The 22721-nt window shown below is 44.6% G+C and carries 21 protein-coding genes; 15 read left to right on the plus strand and 6 right to left on the minus strand.

Translation table 11 applies throughout. From position 1 onward, the window contains the following. Window positions 1–132: 132 nt before the first annotated feature. The 4 genes from ACQEXT_RS13645 to ACQEXT_RS13660 all read left to right on the plus strand — a co-directional run bounded on the left by ACQEXT_RS13645 (window position 133) and on the right by ACQEXT_RS13660 (window position 4103). Window positions 133–753 (plus strand): helix-turn-helix domain-containing protein, encoded by a 621-nt coding sequence (locus tag ACQEXT_RS13645; protein WP_138973173.1) that lies wholly within the window; start codon window positions 133–135, stop codon window positions 751–753. Between the two features lie 258 nt (window positions 754–1011). Next, window positions 1012–2130, plus strand: coding sequence for a glycine cleavage system aminomethyltransferase GcvT (gene gcvT / locus ACQEXT_RS13650; RefSeq protein ID WP_331417498.1), 1119 nt, complete (start codon window positions 1012–1014; stop codon window positions 2128–2130). A gap of 100 nt (window positions 2131–2230) precedes the next feature. Next, window positions 2231–3226, plus strand: coding sequence for a trypsin-like serine protease (locus ACQEXT_RS13655; protein ID WP_426952581.1), 996 nt, complete (start codon window positions 2231–2233; stop codon window positions 3224–3226). Window positions 3227–3434: 208 nt separating this feature from the next. Next, on the plus strand, window positions 3435–4103 hold the full coding sequence (locus ACQEXT_RS13660) for a LuxR C-terminal-related transcriptional regulator (RefSeq protein WP_426952532.1): 669 nt from the start codon (window positions 3435–3437) through the stop codon (window positions 4101–4103). Window positions 4104–4165: 62 nt separating this feature from the next. Here the strand turns inward: ACQEXT_RS13660 and ACQEXT_RS13665 are convergent, their stop codons facing one another. Further along, on the minus strand, window positions 4166–4429 hold the full coding sequence (locus tag ACQEXT_RS13665) for a DUF3012 domain-containing protein (RefSeq protein WP_331417496.1): 264 nt from the start codon (window positions 4427–4429) through the stop codon (window positions 4166–4168). Window positions 4430–4738: 309 nt separating this feature from the next. Here ACQEXT_RS13665 and rbsD point away from each other — a divergent pair, with 309 nt between their 5' ends. The 6 genes from rbsD to ACQEXT_RS13695 all read left to right on the plus strand — a co-directional run bounded on the left by rbsD (window position 4739) and on the right by ACQEXT_RS13695 (window position 10689). Beyond that, complete coding sequence (gene rbsD / locus ACQEXT_RS13670; protein WP_138973177.1) at window positions 4739–5158, plus strand: D-ribose pyranase; 420 nt, start codon at window positions 4739–4741, stop codon at window positions 5156–5158. Window positions 5159–5182: 24 nt separating this feature from the next. Continuing rightward, complete coding sequence (gene rbsA / locus ACQEXT_RS13675; protein WP_331417494.1) at window positions 5183–6688, plus strand: ribose ABC transporter ATP-binding protein RbsA; 1506 nt, start codon at window positions 5183–5185, stop codon at window positions 6686–6688. Next, the gene (rbsC, locus tag ACQEXT_RS13680; RefSeq protein WP_426952535.1) at window positions 6685–7668 is read left to right on the plus strand and encodes a ribose ABC transporter permease; all 984 of its coding nucleotides are present in this window, start codon (window positions 6685–6687) and stop codon (window positions 7666–7668) included. The genes rbsA and rbsC overlap by 4 nt, the downstream gene beginning before the upstream one ends. Before the next feature lie 60 nt (window positions 7669–7728). Beyond that, on the plus strand, window positions 7729–8607 hold the full coding sequence (gene rbsB / locus ACQEXT_RS13685; RefSeq protein WP_331427631.1) for a ribose ABC transporter substrate-binding protein RbsB: 879 nt from the start codon (window positions 7729–7731) through the stop codon (window positions 8605–8607). Window positions 8608–8730: 123 nt separating this feature from the next. Continuing rightward, the gene (gene rbsK, locus ACQEXT_RS13690; protein ID WP_331417492.1) at window positions 8731–9657 is read left to right on the plus strand and encodes a ribokinase; all 927 of its coding nucleotides are present in this window, start codon (window positions 8731–8733) and stop codon (window positions 9655–9657) included. A 27-nt stretch (window positions 9658–9684) separates the two neighbouring features. Beyond that, window positions 9685–10689 (plus strand): substrate-binding domain-containing protein, encoded by a 1005-nt coding sequence (locus ACQEXT_RS13695; protein WP_426952538.1) that lies wholly within the window; start codon window positions 9685–9687, stop codon window positions 10687–10689. A gap of 16 nt (window positions 10690–10705) precedes the next feature. On the opposite strand, the gene ACQEXT_RS13700 is transcribed toward ACQEXT_RS13695, so the two are convergent. Then, a complete protein-coding gene (locus ACQEXT_RS13700) occupies window positions 10706–10843 on the minus strand; it encodes a hypothetical protein (RefSeq protein ID WP_331417490.1) in 138 nt (45 codons plus the stop codon). Window positions 10844–10978: 135 nt separating this feature from the next. Between ACQEXT_RS13700 and ACQEXT_RS13705 the strand changes: the two genes are divergently transcribed. Further along, the gene (locus ACQEXT_RS13705; protein WP_331417489.1) at window positions 10979–11401 is read left to right on the plus strand and encodes a hypothetical protein; all 423 of its coding nucleotides are present in this window, start codon (window positions 10979–10981) and stop codon (window positions 11399–11401) included. A gap of 179 nt (window positions 11402–11580) precedes the next feature. Beyond that, complete coding sequence (locus ACQEXT_RS13710) at window positions 11581–12567, plus strand: chemotaxis protein (protein ID WP_138973184.1); 987 nt, start codon at window positions 11581–11583, stop codon at window positions 12565–12567. Window positions 12568–12624: 57 nt separating this feature from the next. Here the strand turns inward: ACQEXT_RS13710 and ACQEXT_RS13715 are convergent, their stop codons facing one another. After that, the gene (locus tag ACQEXT_RS13715) at window positions 12625–14577 is read right to left on the minus strand and encodes a DEAD/DEAH box helicase (protein ID WP_426952542.1); all 1953 of its coding nucleotides are present in this window, start codon (window positions 14575–14577) and stop codon (window positions 12625–12627) included. 405 nt (window positions 14578–14982) lie between these two features. Here ACQEXT_RS13715 and rnb point away from each other — a divergent pair, with 405 nt between their 5' ends. Further along, entirely contained in the window at window positions 14983–16989 is a 2007-nt protein-coding gene (rnb, locus tag ACQEXT_RS13720; RefSeq protein ID WP_426952544.1) for an exoribonuclease II, read from the plus strand. An 84-nt stretch (window positions 16990–17073) separates the two neighbouring features. Here rnb and ACQEXT_RS13725 read toward each other — a convergent pair whose 3' ends face one another. Together ACQEXT_RS13725 and ACQEXT_RS13730 are read right to left on the minus strand one after the other, a co-directional pair. After that, window positions 17074–17703, minus strand: a complete 630-nt coding sequence (locus ACQEXT_RS13725) for a response regulator transcription factor (RefSeq protein ID WP_138973187.1) — start codon at window positions 17701–17703, stop codon at window positions 17074–17076. Window positions 17704–18116: 413 nt separating this feature from the next. Continuing rightward, window positions 18117–18470: a DUF3024 domain-containing protein gene (locus ACQEXT_RS13730; protein ID WP_426952546.1), complete on the minus strand. Its 354-nt coding sequence runs from the start codon at window positions 18468–18470 to the stop codon at window positions 18117–18119. Between the two features lie 172 nt (window positions 18471–18642). On the opposite strand from ACQEXT_RS13730, the gene ACQEXT_RS13735 reads away from it, so the two are divergent. Continuing rightward, complete coding sequence (locus ACQEXT_RS13735; RefSeq protein ID WP_426952548.1) at window positions 18643–19473, plus strand: phosphate ABC transporter substrate-binding protein; 831 nt, start codon at window positions 18643–18645, stop codon at window positions 19471–19473. 225 nt (window positions 19474–19698) lie between these two features. On the opposite strand, the gene malK is transcribed toward ACQEXT_RS13735, so the two are convergent. Continuing rightward, a complete protein-coding gene (gene malK / locus ACQEXT_RS13740) occupies window positions 19699–20817 on the minus strand; it encodes a maltose/maltodextrin ABC transporter ATP-binding protein MalK (RefSeq protein ID WP_138973190.1) in 1119 nt (372 codons plus the stop codon). A 653-nt stretch (window positions 20818–21470) separates the two neighbouring features. Between malK and malE the strand changes: the two genes are divergently transcribed. Further along, the gene (malE, locus tag ACQEXT_RS13745; protein ID WP_138973191.1) at window positions 21471–22652 is read left to right on the plus strand and encodes a maltose/maltodextrin ABC transporter substrate-binding protein MalE; all 1182 of its coding nucleotides are present in this window, start codon (window positions 21471–21473) and stop codon (window positions 22650–22652) included. Window positions 22653–22721: the final 69 nt, after the last annotated feature.

Below are 22721 nucleotides of genomic sequence, written 5' to 3' on the forward strand. Positions count from 1 at the left end.
TCCTATTGGAAACAAGGTTTCTATTTTTGTTAACAAGAGCACGGTTTATTTCTCATTCGAACCTTTCTTCCACTTTACGCTTCGTGCACAATGAAAAATGAGACAGGAAGTAGTAGAAATTAAGAGGGAAATATGCCCGAAGATATCTTTGATGATTATCCATCTTTGACTCTGGCCAAAGAGGCTGAAGAAAACATTGAACCGCTAAAACTGGGGCAGCGAATTAAAGATATTCGTGGCAAGTTGGGCATTACATTAGAAGAGGCGAGTCAGCGTACAGGGTTGGCGCGTTCGACGTTAAGTAAAATCGAGAATGAGCAGATCTCTCCAACCTTCCAAGCGATGCAGAAATTGGCATCTGGATTGCAGATAGATATGCCGCAACTGTTTGAACCGCCTAGAAAAAAGGTGGCGACAGGGCGTAGGGATATTACCAAGGCAAATCAGGGTAAACCGCATCCTACACCTACCTATGAGCATGAGCTTCTGGCTACGCAACTATCTAACAAGAAAATGATGCCATTTAAGAGTCAGGTCCACGCTCGAAGCTTTGATGAGTACACCGATTGGGTGCGACATGACGGAGAGGAGTTTCTACTGATTTTATCTGGTTCAGTAATGTTCTATTCCGAATTCTATGAACCAGTAGAAATGCATGCAGGTGATAGCGTCTATTATGATGCCAATATGGGGCATATGTTGGTCTCAACCAGTGAGCAAGACGCGCACATTTTGTGGGTTACTGCAAAGTAACGTGAACGGTTTGTTAATTTCTTATAGTGAATGCAAACGGTTGCTTTTGGGTTAAACATGAATACAATACCGCCATCTTGACGATTTGTTCGTCAAGGTGGCGTTTTTATTTTCAGTCTTTATTGTGAATATGATGTTAAATGTCACATTTTGAACGGTTCTGATCTTGTTAATCGTGCAAATTCTATCTACTCGTGTTTATTATTGGAAACAAGGTTTCCTTGAATGGAAAACGAACCTGACTAAATGGAGACAACAATGACTCAAGAACTACTCAAAACACCTTTGCACGCACTGCACGTTGAAGCTGGCGCAAAGATGGTACCTTTCGCTGGTTATGATATGCCAGTTCAGTACAAACTTGGTGTTAAAAAAGAGCATCTACACACGCGTGATGAGGCAGGCCTGTTTGATGTGTCGCATATGGGACAGCTTCGTCTTCATGGTGAGGGCGCAGCGGCGTTTCTTGAGTCACTGGTTCCTGTTGATATTATCGATCTGCCTTCTGGCAACCAGCGCTACGCGTTCTTTACCAATGAACAGGGCGGCATTATGGATGATTTGATGGTGGCTAACTTAGGCGATCATCTATTTGTTGTTGTCAATGCGGCATGTAAGCAACAGGATATTGACCATCTGGAAGCGCACCTACCGTCTGGCGTAGAGCTGGAAGTGATTGATGATCGTGCTCTTCTTGCGCTTCAAGGCCCTAAGGCTGTAGACGTTCTCAAGCGATTCAACCCACAAGTTGCCGATATGCTTTTTATGGATGTGAAGAAGCTAGAGATTCTTGGCGTAGAGTGTATCGTGAGCCGCAGTGGTTACACGGGTGAAGATGGTTATGAAATCTCGGTACCGAACACCCATGCTCAAGAGCTGGCGCAAAAGCTGACAAACGAAGAAGAAGTTGAGTGGATTGGTCTCGGTGCACGTGACTCACTTCGTTTAGAGTGTGGTTTATGCTTATACGGTCATGATCTTGATGCAACTACATCTCCAGTAGAAGCAAGCCTACTTTGGGGTATTCAGAAGGTTCGTCGCATCGGTGGTGAGCGCGAAGGCGGCTTCCCTGGTGCAGATATCATTCTAAACCAAATTGAAAATAAAGATGTTTCTCGCAAGCGTGTTGGTCTAGTTGGTCAAACTAAAGCGCCAGTTCGTGAAGGTACAGAGCTGTTTGACGCTCAGGATAATCAAGTGGGTGTCGTGACGAGTGGTACTGCTGGTCCTAATGCGGGTAAGCCAGTTTCTATGGCTTATGTGCGTGCAGACCTTGCTGCTATTGGCACAGAACTGTTTGCAGATGTACGTGGTAAGAAGCTACCAATGACTGTTGAAAAAATGCCATTTGTTCCGCAAAGGTATTACCGAGGTTAACATTTCGTGACCAAAATAAATTCTTGTGATAAAACCTCTCAATTCTGAGAGGTTTTTTTATACTTATATAGTACCCAAGTGCTATGGAGAGCGAGCCGTGATTCGAAAGTTAGCCATTTTACTTTCTAGTTTATATGTAACCAGCGCTTATACCAGTGTTGAAATTACGCCATATGTAGTAAATGGTAATGATATTAGTGCAACCAAGTATCCCTCTTTTACGAGTCTCATGTACGATCGTATTGATTATGATCGTATATATGGTACGTCGCCGTACTGTGGTGCCACGCTGTTAACACAGTACTATGTACTGACGGCGGCGCACTGTATTTATGGCGATACCAATACCCAGCTGTTTACCTCAGTCGTTCCCCAACTTCAGAATGAGTCGGACTTTCCCAACGCTATCACACAGCGAGTGATGGTGAGTGAATACTATTACCCAGACAACTACAACAACGATACTTTAGCCAATGATATTGCTATTTTGAAGCTGTCCCAGCCTATTACCGCCGTGTTCGATTACGCCGATCTCGCAAGCAGTACCGATGCGACCAACTATCGAGGTATCAGTTCAGGTGATCCTTTCTTTGCGGTTGGTCATGGTAATACCCAGTCTGGTTATGACGATAGCGAGGCTCTTCAGGAAACTCAGCTGCGCTACGTTAGCAATTCGAACTGTGATTTATACAATGTCGATACGTCAGCGAATTTATGCATGGACGGAGCGTCAAGCAAAAATGGTCGTGATAATGCAACCTGTCAGGGGGATTCCGGTGGCCCATTATTCTGGAACAACAAGCAGGTAGGCATTACCAGTTTTGGTCCAACGACTTGTGGTGATATGAGTGTGATTGCCAATTCAATATTTACAGAGGTGTCAGACCATCGGGCCTGGATAAGTTCAGTACTCAATGGTTCAGAAACGCCAAAAGTGACGGTCAACGATGCGCAGCGAATCAGTTACCTCAATTCGATAAACGCAAATAGCTCGGGTGGAGACTCAGGTGGGGCAAACAGTTGGTTGGGACTACTTATCTTGAGTGGTATTGCTCTATGGCGTCGTAAGTCTTCTTATCTGCAACAGCATAGTTAACCGTCATTCTTCTGGTATAATTTTTTTGCTGTTGTGAATCGCCTAACAGATAACTCGGTGTGTTCTCAAAAATAAGAAATTAGTTCTAAGCCCATGATTACCATGAATTAAATGGCGGTAGTTTAATTCACTTGATTAATCAACATGTTGACTATTTAGTTCTAAACGATAGTTTTAATTTATCAACAACGTGTGCAGGGACCCCATTATGACTAACCGTGATAACGAAAAAATTACTCTGATTTCTGATGTAAGCATGCAATCTAAACTGCTTAAGGACTCTTTAGAGAAGGGTTTGGGATTACAAGTTAGCATAGTGACAGCTGATACTTTGCAAGCAATGGATGAAGGGCAGGGGCAATTAGATAGCTTAGTGCTTATTGATTACCACTATTTGGATGATAGCAAGTTTGAGTACTATAGCAGCGCCAAATCTCATAGCGATGCTACGATCAAAGAAATTGTTTTCAATTGCCCAATTGATGCGTCTTCAAGCCAACTGTTTAAATGGCGCAATTTGGTTGGGGTCTTTTACCTTGATGACGAAGTTCCTCTGCTGCTTAAAGGCATGGAAAAAATAATGAGAGATGAGATGTGGCTATCGCGAAAAGTCGCGCAAGACTACATCGAGCATTTCCGCTGTGCCAATACAGTGACCACGTCTCAGGCTTATGCCAACCTCACTAAACGTGAGAAAGAGATCATGCGTTTACTTGGTCACGGTGCTTCAAATATCCAAATTGCAGACGAACTGTTCGTCAGTGAGAATACGGTTAAAACGCATCTTCATAATATCTTTAAGAAGATCAATGCGAAAAATCGCCTGCAAGCCTTGTTATGGGCTAATAACAACATTTCGCTAGAAGAGCGCGTTTAGTTTTACAATCTCATCTCAATCAATGAAATACAAAGGTCTGGATAACACCAGACCTTTGTTGTTTAGAATACGCAATGTTTCGCGTAACTGGTCGCTTCATTGGCGCTCCAGTCACCTTTTGGTTTATCTTCGAGAGCACTACACCAAGCTTCGCTTCCAACCGCATCGAGTAACACACAGTGTTTAGCGTAATCGACGGTACCTTGAGCGTTCCATTCACTTTTTGGTTTGTCCGCCATCTCGTCACACCACGCTTGAGTACCCACCTCAGCTTTGCAGGCATTTAGTGCAAGAAGAGTGACTACAGAAAGTATGATTTTCTTCATTTTGTTTTCCAAAGATTGTCAGTGGACGTCACTATACCTAAAACGGCCGGGTTTGGTGTTTGGGGAATGAAAAAATAAAGAAAATAGCCTATCGAAACGTTTCGATGAGGTGATCTGAATCACTCTGTGCGAACAATAGTGGTTGCCAAAGAAGATCAAATTCACACTCTACTTATCTTGCTCTCGAATTTATGAGGTGAGCGACTATTATTCTATCGAAACGTTTCGATGAGTTTTTTCTCAATAACAAATCTGATAGTGAAATCAAGACTCACCATTTTGTAAACGTGTATTTGATAGGTCGATGAGATGAAGAAAAGTACCCTAATAAATTCTGAGCTTTCGTACTTGGTAGCGACGTTAGGTCATACCGATGAGATAACGATTTGTGACGCAGGATTACCAATACCAGACGAGGTTCAGCGTATTGATTTAGCCCTGACACATGGTGTTCCGTCGTTTATGGAAACCGTTAAAGTGATGTTGTCTGAATCTCAAATTGAAGGCGTAGTGGTTGCGCAAGAATTTGCAACGGTTAGTCCAGAACTCCATGAGGCGCTGAAAGTTGAGCTACTTGCAGAGAGTGTGCGTTGCGGTAAAGAGATCTCTATTTCCTATGTGTCACATGAGGAATTTAAAGCGCGTACCCGACAGAGCCGAGCAGTTGTTCGTACGGGCGAGTGTACTCCTTATGCAAACGTCATATTTCAAGCGGGCGTGGTTTTCTAACCCTCGCAATAGTAAGGAAGAGTTATGACTCAAGCTATCCTACAGTTGAGCTCGATCGAGAAAGCATTCCCTGGCGTTAAGGCGTTAGATAAGGCGAGCCTGAATGTCTACCCTGGGCGCGTCATGGCCCTGATGGGAGAGAATGGTGCGGGCAAATCGACCTTGATGAAAGTACTGACTGGTATCTACAGCAAAGATGCGGGCACCATTCAATACCAAGGCCAAACCGCAGCATTTAAAGGACCTCGCGACTCTCAAGAGGCGGGCATCAGTATTATTCACCAAGAGCTGAATCTGATCCCTGAACTGACGATTGCCGAAAACATTTTCCTTGGCCGTGAGTTTACCAACGCGTTTGGTGGCATTCAGTGGCAAAAGATGTACCAAGAAGCCGATCGGTTGCTTGGCCGCCTTAACGTTAAACATCCATCAAGCACCTTGCTTGGCGAGCTTAGCTTGGGCGAACAACAGATGGTTGAAATCGCGAAGGCGCTGTCGTTCGAATCAAAAGTCATCATTATGGATGAGCCGACAGACGCGTTGACTGATACTGAAACAGAGTCGCTGTTTAATGTCATCAACGAGTTACGCGCTCAAGGATGTGGCATTGTTTACATCTCTCATCGTCTCAAAGAGATTTTTGAAATTTGCGATGATATTACCGTTTTACGTGACGGCAAGTTCATTGGTCAATGTCAGGTGTCGGATACCGATGAAGATGGCCTAATCGAAATGATGGTTGGGCGTAAGCTTGATGAACAATACCCACGCATTGATGTCCGCCATGGTGAAACCTGCCTTGAAGTGATTGGCTTAACGGGTTCAGGCATCCAGGATGTGAGCTTCACGCTCAAACGCGGTGAGATCTTGGGTGTATCCGGTCTTATGGGCGCGGGTCGAACTGAACTGATGAAGGTGATCTACGGAGCACTGCCAAGTGAACGAGGTGTCATCAATCTCGACAATAAAACCATCAACCCAGTCAGCCCACAAGATGGCTTGGCGAATGGGATTGCGTACATCTCTGAAGATCGTAAAGGAGACGGATTGATTCTGGGGCTTTCGGTCAAAGAAAACATGTCTTTATGTGCGCTCGATAAGCTGGCAAAAGGTGGTCGAATCCAGCACCAAGACGAAATTATTGCCGTTGAAGACTTTATCAAGCTTTTCAACATCAAAACACCGACACGTGATCAGATCATTGGCAACTTATCAGGCGGTAATCAGCAGAAAGTGGCGATTGCGAAAGGCCTAATGACCAAGCCGAAAGTCCTAATTTTGGATGAACCGACACGCGGTGTAGACGTTGGTGCCAAGAAAGAAATCTATCAACTGATCAATAAGTTTAAAGCCGACGGTATGAGCATCATTCTTGTCTCTTCAGAGATGCCGGAAGTTCTGGGTATGAGTGACAGAATCATAGTGATGCATGAAGGACGAATTAGCGGCGAGTTCAATGCTAAAGACGCCGATCAAGAAAAACTACTCGCCTGTGCCGTAGGCAAAAAGATTAACGAGGAAGCAGCATGAGTACCAATACCATGAGCAAACCAACACAAACAAACGGCAAGAAGCTGTTTAGCAAAGAGTGGTTGATTGAACAAAAGTCTTTGATCGCACTTCTATTCTTAATTGTCGTCGTATCGTTTTTAAACCCGAACTTTTTTACCGTTGACAATATTCTCAACATTCTGCGCCAAACGTCCGTCAATGCAATTATTGCGGTCGGTATGACATTGGTCATTCTTACCGCGGGTATTGACCTTAGCGTTGGCTCGGTACTGGCACTTTGCGGTGCGTTTGCCGCGAGCCTTATCGCAATGGAAGTGCCTGTCCTGATTGCGGTGCCAACCGCTCTGCTAGCGGGTGCCGCACTGGGTGCTATTAGTGGTGTCATTATCGCTAAAGGTAAGGTGCAGGCGTTTATCGCTACCTTGGTAACCATGACTTTGCTTCGTGGCGTCACTATGGTTTACACCGACGGTCGTCCTATTTCTACAGGCTTTACTGATACGGCGGATGCGTTTGCTTGGTTTGGTGCGGGCTACGCACTAGGCATTCCAGTACCGGTTTGGTTAATGGTGATTGTGTTTGCTGCTGCGTGGTATCTGCTGAATCACACCCGTTTTGGTCGCTACGTCTACGCCTTGGGCGGTAACGAATCGGCAACCCGTTTATCTGGTATCAACGTTGATCGTGTAAAAATTGGCGTATACGCCATCTGTGGCTTACTCGCTGCATTGGCAGGCATCATCGTGACTTCTCGACTCTCTTCTGCTCAACCGACTGCGGGTATGGGCTATGAGCTAGACGCTATCGCTGCTGTGGTATTGGGTGGCACTAGCTTGATGGGAGGTAAGGGCAGAATTATGGGAACCTTGATTGGTGCACTAATCATCGGCTTCCTCAACAATGCGCTCAACCTACTCGATGTTTCGTCTTACTACCAAATGATCGCGAAAGCAGTTGTTATTTTGCTTGCGGTACTGGTCGACAACAAAAACAAGTAAATCATAACTAAATAGAGCCAAGTGACGTGTCTTGGCTCGCCCTACACAAGGACTGAGAAAATGAAAAAACTCGCAACTTTAATCTCTGCAGCACTACTTTCTTCAACCGTTTCTGTATCGGCGCAAGCACAGGACACGATGGCAATCGTACTGTCGACGCTGAACAACCCATTTTTTGTAACGATGAAAGATGGCGCAGAAGCGAAAGCTAAAGAGCTAGGTTACGACCTGATTGTTCTGGACTCACAGAACGACCCAAGCAAAGAACTATCAAATATTGAAGACTTAACCATTCGTGGTGTAAAAGCGATTCTGATCAACCCAACGGATTCTGATGCAGTATCGAATGCAATTCGTATGGCAAACCGCTCTAATATCCCTGTTCTAACACTAGACCGTGGTGCTAGCCGTGGTGAAGTTGTGAGTCACATTGCCTCAGACAACATTGTTGGTGGCGAAATGGCAGGTAACTTCATCGTTGAAAAAGTGGGTATGAAAGCGAAAGTTATCCAGCTTGAAGGTATCGCGGGTACATCAGCAGCTCGTGAGCGTGGCGAAGGTTTCATGAACGCGGTTAAAGGCAGCGAAATGGAAGTTCTTGCGAGCCAACCGGCAGACTTTGACCGTACTAAAGGTCTTAACGTGATGGAAAACCTACTCGCGGCTAACCCAGACGTACAGGCTGTGTTCGCTCAGAACGATGAGATGGCTCTTGGTGCGCTACGTGCCGTTCAAGCTTCAGGTAAAGATGTGATGATTGTCGGCTTCGATGGTACTGACGACGGTATTGCAGCGGTGAACCGTGGCAAATTGTCTGCAACTATCGCGCAGCAACCAGACCTAATCGGTGCGCTTGGCGTTGAAACCGCGGATAAAGTACTGAAAGGTTCAGCGGTTGAAGCGTACATCCCAGTACCGCTAAAAGTGATCACTAAATAATATCGCTTAGCCCTCCCGCCTAAACAGGGTGCGGAGGGCGAATAGCCATGAGCTTTGTCGCAAAGTTTATCGCTATTACTCCTGTTCACATTTGCAAGGCTCAATTGAGCCGAGGATTACCTTATGAATAAGTTAGTGGTTTTAGGTAGTGTTAACGCTGACCATGTTCTTCAAGTGCCTTCTTTTCCTCGCCCTGGCGAGACGCTTCATGGTCGTAATTACCAAGTTATTCCCGGTGGGAAAGGCGCAAACCAAGCGGTGGCTGCTGCACGTCTTAATGCGGATACCGGTTTTATCGCCTGTGTTGGGGATGATGCTTTCGGTATCAATATCCGAGAAAATTTTAAGATGGATCGCATCAATATCGCTGGTGTCAAAATGGAGCCAAACTGCCCAACTGGCATTGCGATGATTCAAGTCTCTGATAGTGGTGAAAACAGTATCTGTATTTCTGCTGAAGCCAACGCCAAACTGACCGCTGAAGCGATTGAATCCGATTTGGAGCGCATCCGTGGTGCAAGATTCCTACTGATGCAACTTGAAACACCAATGTGTGGTATCGAAAAAGCAGCCAGTGTTGCAAAAAGCGCCGCAACTAACGTGATTTTAAACCCAGCTCCAGCGCGTGAACTGTCTGATCAACTGCTCGCTTGTGTTGATGTGATTACGCCGAATGAAACGGAAGCAGAAGTGTTAACAGGCATCACGGTGACTGACGACGAGAGTGCGCAAGAAGCCGCAAATGCGTTACACCGTAAGGGCATCGAAATTGTTTTGATTACCTTAGGTGCCAAAGGTGTGTGGTTGAGTGAGAATGGCCGAGGCGAGCTGATCTCGGGCTTTAAAGTCGACGCAACGGATACCACTGCCGCAGGAGATACCTTTAATGGGGCATTGGTCACTGGTCTGTTGGAAGATTTACCTCTAAAATCAGCGATTAAGTTTGCTCATGCAGCGGCGGCTATCTCAGTAACTCGGTTTGGTGCACAGACGTCAATCCCAACCAGAGAAGAAGTGGATACATTTTTAGCCGAACACAGTGAGTCGTAGAGATCGTTATTTGATGGAGAAAATGACATGGCAACCATGAAAGATATTGCAAAGCTTGCGGGAGTCTCGACTTCCACGGTTAGCCACGTCATAAACAAATCACGCTATGTGAGCGAAGAGATCTCTCTGCGGGTGAATAGTGCGGCTCAACAACTTAACTACCGTCCGTCAGCTTTAGCAAGAAGTCTCAAAGTTAACAGGACGAAGACCATTGGGATGTTGGTGACGACTTCGACCAACCCTTTCTTTGGTGAGGTCGTGAAAGGTGTTGAGCGCAGTTGCTATCATCAAGGCTACAATCTTATCTTGTGTAACACTGAAGGCGACCATGAGCGAATGCGAGAGTCTATCAATACTTTGTTGCAAAAGCGAGTCGACGGTTTGATCCTGATGTGTTCTTCACTTGAAGGAGAGCGCATCGAAGTCTTCGAACAGTACCCTGATATTCCCGTGGTAGTGATGGACTGGGGGCCAATGCTGTTTACCAGCGATAAGATTCAGGATAACTCTTTGCGCGGAGGATATCTGGCGGCAAAACATCTTATCGATTCAGGTCACACCGAGATTGGCTGTATTACCGGCCCGTTGGTCAAACACCAAGCCCAAATGCGTTATGAAGGGTATAAACGCGCACTGAATGAATCAGGCTTAGACTTTAACGCCAATTGGATCATTGAAGCGGACTTTGAATGTGAAGGCGGGTTTGAGGCATTCAACAAAATGCTTGCGAAAGGCAGATTACCGAGTGCTATTTTTGTCTGTAACGACATGATGGCAATGGGGGTGATCAACGCAGCTAACGCGAAAGGGATTCGTATTCCTGAAGATATTTCAATTATTGGCTACGATGATATTCATATTGCTAAGTTTATGAGCCCATCACTGACGACTATCCATCAGCCAAAATACCGCTTAGGAAAAGCGGCGGTGGAAGCGCTGCTTAATCGACTTGAAAAAGGCGCAACGGACGCACAAGTGGTTCAGCTAGAGCCTACTCTAGTTGAAAGGGCAACCGTACAAAACATAAAGTAACCCAGAAACACGCTACTCAACAGTTGACGGAAGTCTCTTGTTCAAATTCAATACTTATCTCCGGATTGGGTTGTTCATTAAACGCATGATTGATGCTATTGATGATTAAGTTAGAAATAACCTGAGTCAAAACACCGGGTAAGCTGTTCATCATTACCGAGAGTTCTCCTTGTAATCTCGGGGCTACAGGAAGTTCAGTATAGACCTCGAGATTTGATTGTGATTAACGACATAAAGTGGAAGGTTGTGGAAGGGCAACTACACTTAACAAATACGGTAGGAGAGCCCAATGCGTTGGATAGTCATTTGCCTTATTTTTTCGTCACAAGCCTTAGCAACCAAAGTGCTACTTATTGAAAGTTATCACTCAGGTTACTCTTGGGATGCGAGTTACATCGAAGGCATAAAGCAAACGTTGTTGCCCTCTATTGAGTTCGAAACATTTCAGATGGACACTAAACGTCTACCGATGGAACAATTTGAACGGAAATCAGATCAGGCTTTTACCGCCTATCAAGAGTTTAAGCCTGATATCGTCATGCTGGGTGACGACAATGCACTTAGCTACATGCTCCTAAAACTGTACGATGAGCCAATTTCCATCGTCTTCCTTCAACTTGCAGTACAAGGCGCATCAACCGTAATACCGATTGTGACCGGAAACCAAGGTAAGGCGATCTATTCGAAAAGTGAGCTGTCGCGTTGGGGCTAAACATGCCATCCCACTGGCAGCAAGTTGAGTAAATGTTGTAGTCAAACTAGCAGATAGTAAGAAGTTTGAAGTCAGTCTGCTGATTAGATTTACAAAATATTGAATTGCAGTTAAAAAGTATCAAAGTATTAGTCATTGATGACGATAACTAATAATGAGCAAATATTGAAAGTAGAATTATGAGCGGATCAAGTAGTACGATTTTAACGGAAAGCGGCACCAACGAGCTGGAAATCATCGAGTTCCATTTAGTCAAAGAGTTGCCGGACGGTCGAAAGAAAACCTGCTATTACGGGATTAATGTCGCTAAGGTTCGTGAAGTAATTCAAGTACCAGATACGACAGATTACCCAAATGCACAGCCTCATATGGTTGGGGTGTTCTCGTCAAGAGACATCTTAACACCACTGGTGGATTTGGCTGGTTGGCTTGGTGTTCCGACCTCAAATGACAACTCACGTAAATTCGTTATTGTGACTGACTTTAACAATATGACTAATGGTTTTCTAATCGATAGCATTAGCCGCATTCATCGAATCTCTTGGAATGATGTCGAGTCACCTAGCCAGTTTTTGGAAGCGGGTGAACAAGATTGTGTGGTTGCTGTAGTTCGTAAAGATGGCAATCTCATCATGATATTGGATTTTGAGAAGATCATTGCTGACATCAACCCAGAACTGAGTATGGAAAAATACGATGTGACTTTGGATAAGAGCGTGGATCTTAACCAACGTATGGTCAAGAAGCGCAACGCCAAGACTCTGATGGTGGTTGACGATTCAGCGTTCATCCGCTCGATGATTCAAGATACATTGAGCTCTTCTGGTTACAACGTCATTGCGTGTAAAGATGGCGGTGAGGCACACGACAAATTAATGAATTTGATTGAAGTTGCCAAAGAAGAGAATCTACCAGTCAGTGAATTGATCGACGGCGTAGTGACTGACGTGGAAATGCCGCGAATGGATGGTATGCACTTGGTCAAACGGTTACGAGATAGTGAAGCTTACGCTAACATTCCAATTGTGATGTTTTCGTCACTGATGAGCGAAGACAACCGAGCGAAAGCATTGGCCTTAGGTGCAAATGACACGATTACTAAACCAGAAATTGGTCGCATGGTGTCGATGATGGATAAGTATGTTTTTCGCGACAATGCTAAATGATTAACAAATAAAAAAAGGATACGCAATGCGTATCCTTTTTTGTATTCAAGCAGTAGATTAACCTTCGCTGCGAGTACTACGACCGTGACCACGTTCGCCACGGTAGTTACCACGGTGATCACCACCACGGTTACGGTCAAAGCGACGTTCACCTTCACGACGAGCACGACCACCTTCACGGTTGCCATCACGACCGCCTTCACGGTTACCACGGTAGCCACCTTCACGGTTGCCTTCGCGATTACCACGGTAGCCGCCTTCACGATTACCACCTTCACGGTTACCACGGAAACCGCCGTCACGACGAGGTCCACCATCGCGACCGCTACGACGTGGCTCACGGAAATCGTTGAAGTCACAGACTACAGCGTCAACTTGCTTCTGACGGATACGTAGCTTACGTAGTTTGCCAGCAGTTTCAGAAGACATCGCTTTTGGTAGCTGAACGTAAGTTTCGCCTTGTGCTAGTTTGATTGCACCGATAGAACCTTTAGTCAGCCCCAGCTCGTTTGCAAGTGCACCAACGATATCTTTAACCTGAACACCTTGCTCGCGACCAACTTGAAGTTGGTAAGTATCCCAATCTTGAGTATTGAATGAGCGACCACCTTCGCGTCCGCCGTCACGACCACCTTCACGGCGCTCTTTACGACGTTGCTTGTCACGCTCAATTGCTTCAGTCATTGGGTCTTCGCCAATGTAGAACAGTGGACGTTTACCTTGTTGGCGCTTAAGCAGGATAGCGGCTAATGTCGCTGCGTCTAGTTCTAGAGATTCTTGAAGCTTTTCTACAAGCTCAGCAAATTTTTCTAGTGCTTTGTGTTCTTTTTCTGTTTCTAGTTCTGCGCCTAGTTTAGCTAGACGAGACTCTGCAACTTTGTCACGGTGAGGAAGTTGAATCTCTTCCATTGATGATTTAGTCACACGTTCGATAGTACGCAGCATACGTAGCTGGTTAGTGCGAACTAGAAGGATTGCTTTACCTTTACGTCCAGCACGGCCTGTACGACCGATACGGTGGATGTATGATTCAACATCGAATGGGATGTCGTAGTTGAATACGTGCGTAATACGTGGAACGTCAAGACCACGTGCAACAACGTCAGTTGCAACTAGGATATCGATAACACCTTGTTTGATGTGATCAACAGTACGCTCACGTAGAGACTGAGGGATATCACCGTGTAGTGCCGATGCTTTGAAGCCACGTGCACATAACCAGTCTGCTAGACGCTCTGTGTCTTGACGAGTACGTACGAATACGATTGACGCGTCAGTCTCTTCAGTTTCTAGAAGACGAGACATCGCTTCGTCTTTTTCTACGCCTTTAACAACCCAGAATTGTTGTTCTACTTTGTCTACCGTGTGGTTTTTACCAGCAACGTCAATCGTTTCTGGATCACGAAGGAAACGTTCAACAATGCTTTTCAGCATTGGAGGCATAGTCGCTGAGAATAGTACGCGTTGCGCAGATTCTGGAGCGTGCTCCATGATCTCTGTTACATCATCAACAAAGCCCATGTTTAACATTTCGTCTGCTTCATCAAGTACGAATGTATGAACTTCGTCAAGATGCAGACGATCACGGTTGATAAGGTCTTGAACACGGCCAGGAGTACCGACTACGATTTGCGCACCGTTCTTAAGTGCACGCATTTGATCAACGATAGATGCACCACCGTAGATTTCGAGCACTTTAAGGCCATCGATGTTTTTACCTAGGTTCTTAATTTCAGCCGCTACCTGAATCGCAAGTTCGCGAGTTGGCGCAAGAACGATAGCCTGAGGCTTACGTTGTGCTAGGTCTAGCTTGTTAAGAAGAGGTAGAGAGAAAGCCGCAGTTTTACCAGTACCAGTCTGAGCTTTACCTAGTGCGTCTTTACCTGCCAATAGGTGCGGGATAGCCGCAGCCTGAATTGGAGTTGGTGAAACGAAACCCATACCTTCAAGAGCTGAAAGAATTGGGTCGTTAAGCGCTAGGTCGCTGAACTGAATTACGGAATCTGTCATTGGGATCCTACTTTATATATGTCAACAAAAGGTCCCACGAGCTCTACCAATTCCAATACCAATCCAGTTGAGAGCTGATTCCATTCAGATGCGGAAAAGTCGTAAATCGCATCAAGCCACTAGGGACGTAAATAAGGGGGCGGATTATTCCCTAAAAGCATAAAAAAAGCTAGAAAAAATTGAATTTCATCACAATTATTCCCTTAATTAAGTCATCTAGTATATATCTTGCTCATCTCGATACACCAATAGCATGAAATCTGACCATTTTATGGCATAGGGTAACTGATTGAATTAATGGCGAAACGATAAGTTGTCATGTTTATGCGCTAGCTAGGCTATAGACGCAGTGATATAGTGGGCGGAATTTTTTTGGTTAGATACTTACTCGGTAAAACAAGATAGATGTTCCAAGATAACCCTCTACTGGCTCAACTCAAGCAGCAAATTCAAGAAACGCTTCCTAAGAAAGAAGGCACGATTAAGGCAACTGAGAAAGGCTTCGGCTTCTTAGAAGTCGACAGTAAAACGAGCTTCTTTATTCCACCACCATATATGAAGAAATGTATGCATGGTGACAAAGTCAAAGCCATCATCCGTACAGAGAAAGAGCGTGAAGTAGCGGAACCTGAGGAGCTGATTGAGCAAAGTCTAACTCGTTTTATTGGTCGCGTGAAACTGATCAAAGGCAACCTAAATGTCACCCCTGATCATCCGCAGCTTAAAAAGCTGGCTTTAAAAGCGAAGACACGCAAAGGGATTAAAAGCGATGATCTAAAAGAGGGCGACTGGGTCGTCGGTCATTTAACTCGCCACCCGCTAAAAGGTGACAATGGTTTCTTTGTCGAGATTAGCGACAAAATCACCGATGCGGACGATAAGATCGCACCTTGGTGGGTAACACTGGCTCAGAATGATTTACCCAATAGTGAACCTGCTGGTATTGAACACTGGGAAATTAAAGATGATGCCGATCTAGAACGTATCGATATGACTCACATTCCGTTTGTCACAATTGATGGCGCTTCTACCAAAGATATGGACGATGCTCTGTATGCAAAGAGAACTCAATCCGGTGATTTTGAACTCACTATCGCTATTGCGGATCCAACGGCGTATATCTCAGCAGACAGTGAAATGGATAAGGTGGCACGCGAACGTGGTTTTACTATCTATTTACCTGGGCGCAATATCCCAATGTTGCCAAGAGACCTTGCTGATGAATTATGTTCATTAATGCAAGATGAAGTTCGCCCAGCCCTTTGCTGTACTGTGACCGTCGGACAAGATGGTGTGATTGCGGATGATATCCAGTTCTTTGCCGCCAATATCAAGTCTCATGCACGCCTAGTGTACGACCATGTGTCTGATTGGTTAGAGTCTGGTTCATCCAGTGAGTGGCAACCAAGCGAAGTGACGGCGCAAGTTGTCCGTGACCTATACGACTTTTCGTTGGCTCGTGCACAGTGGCGTGAACAGAATGCAGTGGTGTTCCCTGATCGTCCAGACTATCGATTTGAACTCAGCGAAGACAACGATGTGGTCGCGATTCATGCCGATATGCGCCGCAGTGCGAACCGTTTGGTTGAAGAGGCGATGATTACCGCCAATATTTGCGCAGGACGTACACTGAAGCAGGCATTTAATTCAGGTGTGTTTAACACTCACTCTGGCTTTAAAGCTGAGAAAATCCAAGATGTTATCTCGTTCGTCAATGCAGAAGGCGATTTGCCGTTCACTGTAGAGTCTGTGGCAACGTTGGAAGGATTTGCTGAGTTACGTCGTTGGTTAAGCCAACAAGAGACGAGTTACTTGGACAACCGCATTCGCAAATTCCAAAGTTACAGTGAAATGGGCAATCAGCCGTTACCACACTATGCGATGGGTTTAGACATTTATGCGACTTGGACCTCACCAATTCGTAAGTATGGTGACATGATCAATCACCGTATGTTGAAAGCGCATATTTTAGGCAAAGAGCCTGAGCAAGTTGCAGATGAAACCGTTGGCGAAGAGTTGGCGATTCATAGAAAGCACCACAAGATTGCTGAACGTAACGTTGGTGACTGGCTATATGCTCGTACGTTGGCGGAAGAGCCAGCAAAAGAGACCAAATTCCAAGGTGAAATCTTTGATATTAACCGTGCAGGCATGCGTGTTCGTTTATTAGAGAATGGTGCTGCTGCCTTTATCCCTGGTTCCCTCATCTTAGCCAATAAAGAGCGTCTGGATTGCAACGGTGACATGGGCACAGTTTCTGTCGACAAAGAACTAACATACCGTTTGGGTGATGTTCTTGAAGTGGTGTTAACGGAAGTTAATCAGGAAACGCGCAGTTTAGTTGCCAAACCTACTCAAGTATTTGCTGACTTAGAGTGTGCAGAAGAGCCCACTTCTGAGACAGATGCGTAACCTTTCCTGCCTGCGAAAAAATGCCAGTCGTCTGACTGGCATTTCAAATAATCGTTGCGCACATTTTTTTGTTCTCGAAAAAGGTTAATCACCAGTAATTGCTTCCCGCTTACTGACTTCAATTAACTCAATAACGCTTGATACGCCATATTTGTCTAAGATTCTTCGCTTATATGTACTCACTGTTTTTGGACTCAACCCCAAAATATGCGACACGTCATTATTCGATTTTCCTTGCAATAAGTAGTTCAATACCATCACCTCCCGATTGGATAGTTTGGGCACCTTAGATGATATATCTCTCTGATTTGACTTAAAAAAGTTATAACCACTCAGTACCGTTTCCAAGGCGTTAATAATAACGTCCTGACCCTCTGATTTATCTATGTAGCCATTTGCTCCCAGTTCATAAGCGACTTTAGAGCAGTAGTCTTGGCTATTACAGGAGAAAAACACAGTTTTTCCACTGTATCCGTGAGATTTTGCGCGTCGGAAAAACTGAAATCCATCGGCGCTATCTAAGTTGACGTCCAAGATTAATAGATCAAACTCATGTGAAGAGATAATACTGATAGCCTGTTTGTAATTGCTAGTACAGACAATATTATCAACCGATTTAATTCGGGATAAGATGATTTTAAGTGACTCACACACGATAGGGTGGTCATCATATATAAGGACGGCGTGTTTTTCCATTCCATTACTTTTAAACATAGTATTACTTCTTTTTAGTTTTGCGCTACTGTTACGTGAGCTGAATAAAAACATTAACTACATGATTTATATGGGTAATTAAGTACTTGCTTTACTTTTATTTAGATGTGACTCATGTATGTCAATTCTTGTTCAACTGAGCATATTAATGCATGTCATATTCTATAATACATTTGTAGAATATAACCTGATTTATGGGGATAACATTTATAGTTTTGCATTAAATACGATATTTCCTACACGAAGAGAATGAGAAATGTAGGATTTTTTTCTCTAGAGTAAAAGGCTAATAAATGTCAAACTAGCCTATAATGAAAATGCTTCAGTTGACTTAAATAAATATCATTCTATTTAATTTTGGTGTGTTTTATTCGCAGTGGCCTTGTTTATTGGGCAATGGAATGCGCTCGCTATCAATCACTCCAGAACATCTGTTTGGGATCTTTATCTATTTCTCGTATCAGGGCGGTCAAGTCGGTACTGTGAGGTAGAAATGGGTAAGGTATCCAAGTGTCTATTTGAGTTTCATGGGGGATGAACAACTGCCAACGTTGGGTATTGGCGCACCAAGATAGTTTCGCAATATAATCCATGTAATCGCAGTGAGCTGAATCGAGTAAGAAATGCTGTTTTATGAAGATGACCCCGTTATTGGTGACCTCGTAACGGGCTTTACCTAACTCGGCTGGTGTGTTTTGGTTTCTCACTTTACAGATCGACTCTGCACGACTTTCAACCTGACGTTGTAGCAAACTTACTAATCCCATTGCACTCTCACTTCAGTAATGTGCTGTATTCTAATCAGAGCAGAATACCTAATGCATACAGATACTATTTACATCAGAACTATTTATCTGCCCAGTTTTTCACAAAATTGTCATCTTATGGAAATATTATGAGGTCGGCTAACTCGAGTCTATCAACTATCAGGAGAAAAATATGATTCGCATTGCGCTGGCTGCACTTTTATCTACATCATTGGTTTCAGCGCCAATATTTGCGAAAGAAGTAAACGTATCAGGTTCAACTTCTGTTGCACGTATCATGGATGTCTTAGCGGAAAAATTCAATGCCACTCACCCTGAAAGCTTTATAGCGGTTCAAGGTGTAGGCTCAAGTGCGGGAATCACGCTTGTTAATAAGGGTGTTGCAAACATAGGAATGAGCTCGCGTTACCTGACTGAGAGTGAACAAACTGAATCATTGACGGTGATGCCAATTGCTTACGATGGACTCGCTGTTGTCGTGAATAAGTCGAATATGGTTGACAATGTGACACGAGAACAGTTGTTTGATATCTACAAGGGCAAGATTACTAACTGGAAGCAGATCGGTGGTAGTGACCAAAAAATTGCTGTGGTAACGCGAGAAGCGTCTTCAGGTTCGCGTTATAGCTTTGAAAGCTTAATGGGCTTAACTAAGACGATTAACGGTCGAATGGTCTCAGACATCAATCCAGATAACTTAGTCGTTAATAGCAATAGTATGGTTAAAACGATCGTTAACCATAACAAGCAGGCGATCGGTTTTATTTCAACGGGTTCGGTAGATAGTTCGATTAAAGCCATTCAGTTTGAGGGCGTCGATCCTAATACCAATAACATTGCGTCAGGGAAGTATGGATTGGCCCGCCCGTTCTTAGTGCTTTACGATCAAAGTCGTCTGAGCGAAAGCGCTCAAGAGTTTGTACACTACTTGGCGGAAGATGAAGCGAAAAATCTGATTGATGAGTACGGTTATACCTCCATCAGAGACAAAAAACAGAAGTAATAGCGATTTTCCACGACTTTGTTGGGTAATTTGATGGAACTAAATCAGGACGTTACGATCTGATCAGCTACATCAGTTAATCAGCGTAGCCTTATGCCGAAACCTCGTTACAAACAAGATCACAGGGCTAGGTATGGCTGAAACAATGATGACCGCCTATAGAGATAAAATAAGCCCCTATAAGTAGGGGCTTTCTATCAGCGGGAGTTTTAATGAGCAGACTTGTTAGTCGAGCTCCACTCCAGATTCTTTATACAATCGACGACATGCTTTGCCGTCACTGTGGAACAAGTGGCAACGGTGAGCTGGAATGCCTACCGATAACTTATCACCTGGTTCAACCGCTAGGGTATCTGGTTGACGGAAGATCATGTCTGCATCAGCGGCATCGATATGTAGATAAGCTTGTGTCTCGTTACCTAGTTTTTCGACGATATTGACTTCACCTTCAATGATTGCGTCACCTTGATTTGACGGTAGTAAATGTTCAGGACGGATACCCAGTGACATACGTTCACCACGCGTCACTGTCGTGCCATCGACAGGGATCCAGAAAGTCGTCCCGTTTGCCAACTGAACCATAACGCGCTCTTTCTCAACGGCTTCGATAAATACACTCATAAAGTTCATTTTAGGAGAGCCAATGAAGCCTGCAACAAAGCGGTTTTGTGGGTAGTGGTAAAGTTCTAAAGGCTTGCCCACTTGAGAGACAAAACCAGCATCCAATACCACGATTTTGTCAGCCATGGTCATCGCTTCTACTTGGTCATGCGTTACATAGATCATGGTACAGCCCAGTTTGCGCTGTAGCTTTGTGATCTCTGAACGCATCTGTACGCGAAGCGCAGCATCTAGGTTAGACAGAGGTTCGTCTAGTAGGAATACATCGGGTTGCGAAACGAGTGTTCGTCCGATTGCAACACGTTGACGCTGACCACCAGAAAGCGCTTTTGGTTGACGTTCTAGAAGATGACTGAGCTGGAGGATTTCCGCTGCGTGTTCAACGCGTTTATCTATTTCGTTTTTATCCGCTTTGGCAAGTTTGAGACCAAAAGACATGTTGTCGTAAAGGTTTAGGTGAGGATAAAGTGCGTACGACTGGAACACCATGCCGACCCCACGCTTTGATGGCTCAACGTCGTTCATTCGTTCATCGCCAATATATAGGTCGCCGGAAGTGATGTCCTCTAAGCCAGCGATACAGCGTAGCAGTGTAGATTTACCACAGCCTGATGGACCAACAAATACGACAAACTCACCTTCTTGAATGTCTAGATCTACATTCTTTGAAATCAGTAAGTCACCGTAAGCTTTACATACATTTTTTAACGTGACACTCGCCATCTAGCTCGTCCTCGATCAATTTTATATTTTACTGCCTATCATTATATGAATTATGGACAAGGCAATAATAGTAGGAATTGGGTAAGAAAATGGATTTTTTACAGGTAAGAAAATATGGGTGAAGGAGTTCCTCGCGACACCCATCAAGCCAAAGTCAAGTTTGCTTCCCCCGTGTAACACAAGCTTCTCCCCCGGTTGAATCAGTTACCTGAATACCTATGTCACTTGTGTACTCTTAGCAAACCCTCGCGGCGTTGCAACCAGTGACATGATTCATGTCTTACTGGAAAGGGTTCTTACCATCCACTCTTGGATGACTGTAGTTTGCGGAAAAATGAGGGCAGCGACATCCTCCTATACGCAATAATTGTAGGGGGAGTAGGAGGGGATGAGGTTATCAAGGGATGAGAAAGCACAAAGAGATCAAGTTCAAATTATTGCTTGCATTTATATAGAGTTCGATCACGTTCGAGAGTTGATTTGTGACTTAGGTCGCTAACCTGTATCGATGGAGATCACGAAAATAGTCCATAATAGCGAGGGCGTAGGGAGTAGGAGGATGAGCCATTGATTCGTTTGGCTGAAAATAACTGCTGAAATACGGTGAAGCCTCTGGTTGAGCCCTACAACACAAATATAAAAAGGATATGAACATGAAAAATGCCCTAAGCACAGTAGCACTAGGAACTCTTGTTGCTCTTGGCTCATTTGGCGCAAATGCTGCTATCGAAGAAGGTCAACTAACGATCTGGATCAATGGTGACAAAGGCTACAATGGACTTGCTGAAGTAGGTAAACAGTTTGAAGAAGATACTGGTATCAAGGTAACAGTTGCTCACCCTGACGCACTTCAAGACAAGTTCCCACAAACTGCTGCAACTGGCGACGGTCCTGATATTGTGTTCTGGGCCCACGACCGTTTCGGTGGCTACGCAGAAGCGGGTCTACTGGCTGAAGTGAACCCGTCAAAACAACTTAAAGAAGGTATTGTCGATTTTGCTTGGGATGCAGTTAAGTACAACGGCAAGCTAATCGGCTACCCAGTAGCGGTAGAATCTCTATCTCTTATCTACAACAAAGATCTTGTACCAAATCCACCTAAGAGCTGGGAAGAAGTCGCGGCTCTAGACGCTAAGCTAAAAGCAGATGGCAAATCCGCAATCATGTGGAACCTGAAAGAACCGTACTTCACATGGCCTCTAATGGCAGCTGATGGCGGTTACGCATTCAAATATGGCGCAGCTGGTTACGATGTGAAAGATGCAGGTATCGCGAAAGATGGCGTTAAAGACGCAATGAACTTTGTGAAAGGTCTTGTCGACAAAGGCGTGATTTCTTCAGACATGGATTACTCTGTCTCTGAGTCAGCGTTCAACCAAGGTAAAACAGCAATGACAATCAATGGCCCATGGGCTTGGGGTAACATTGAAAAGTCTGGCATTAACTACGGTGTAACGACGCTACCTAAGTTCAACGGCCAATCTTCAAAACCTTTTGTTGGCGTACTAACTGCTGGTATCAGCACTGCTTCACCAAACAAAGATCTCGCGGTTGAGTTCATTGAGAACTACCTACTAACCAACGATGGTCTACGTAAAGTAAACAACGACAAACCACTTGGTGCGGTTGCTCTTAACTCATTCCAACGTGAACTTGATGCTGACAAGCGTATTGCAGCCACAATGGACAACGCAATGAATGGCGAAATCATGCCTAACATCCCACAAATGGGCGCATTCTGGGGTGCCGCTAAAAACGCAATCATTAACGTTGTTGACGGTCGCCAAACTGTAGATGCAGCACTTGCTGATGCAGAAAAACAAATGACCAAATAATTTAGTAATACCCTTTTGAGGAGAGGGTAACCTCTCCTCCTTTTCAAGTTTTATTATCGCTAGCAGGTT

The organism is Vibrio sp. TRT 29B02, from assembly GCF_050113655.1.
GTDB lineage: Bacteria > Pseudomonadota > Gammaproteobacteria > Enterobacterales > Vibrionaceae > Vibrio.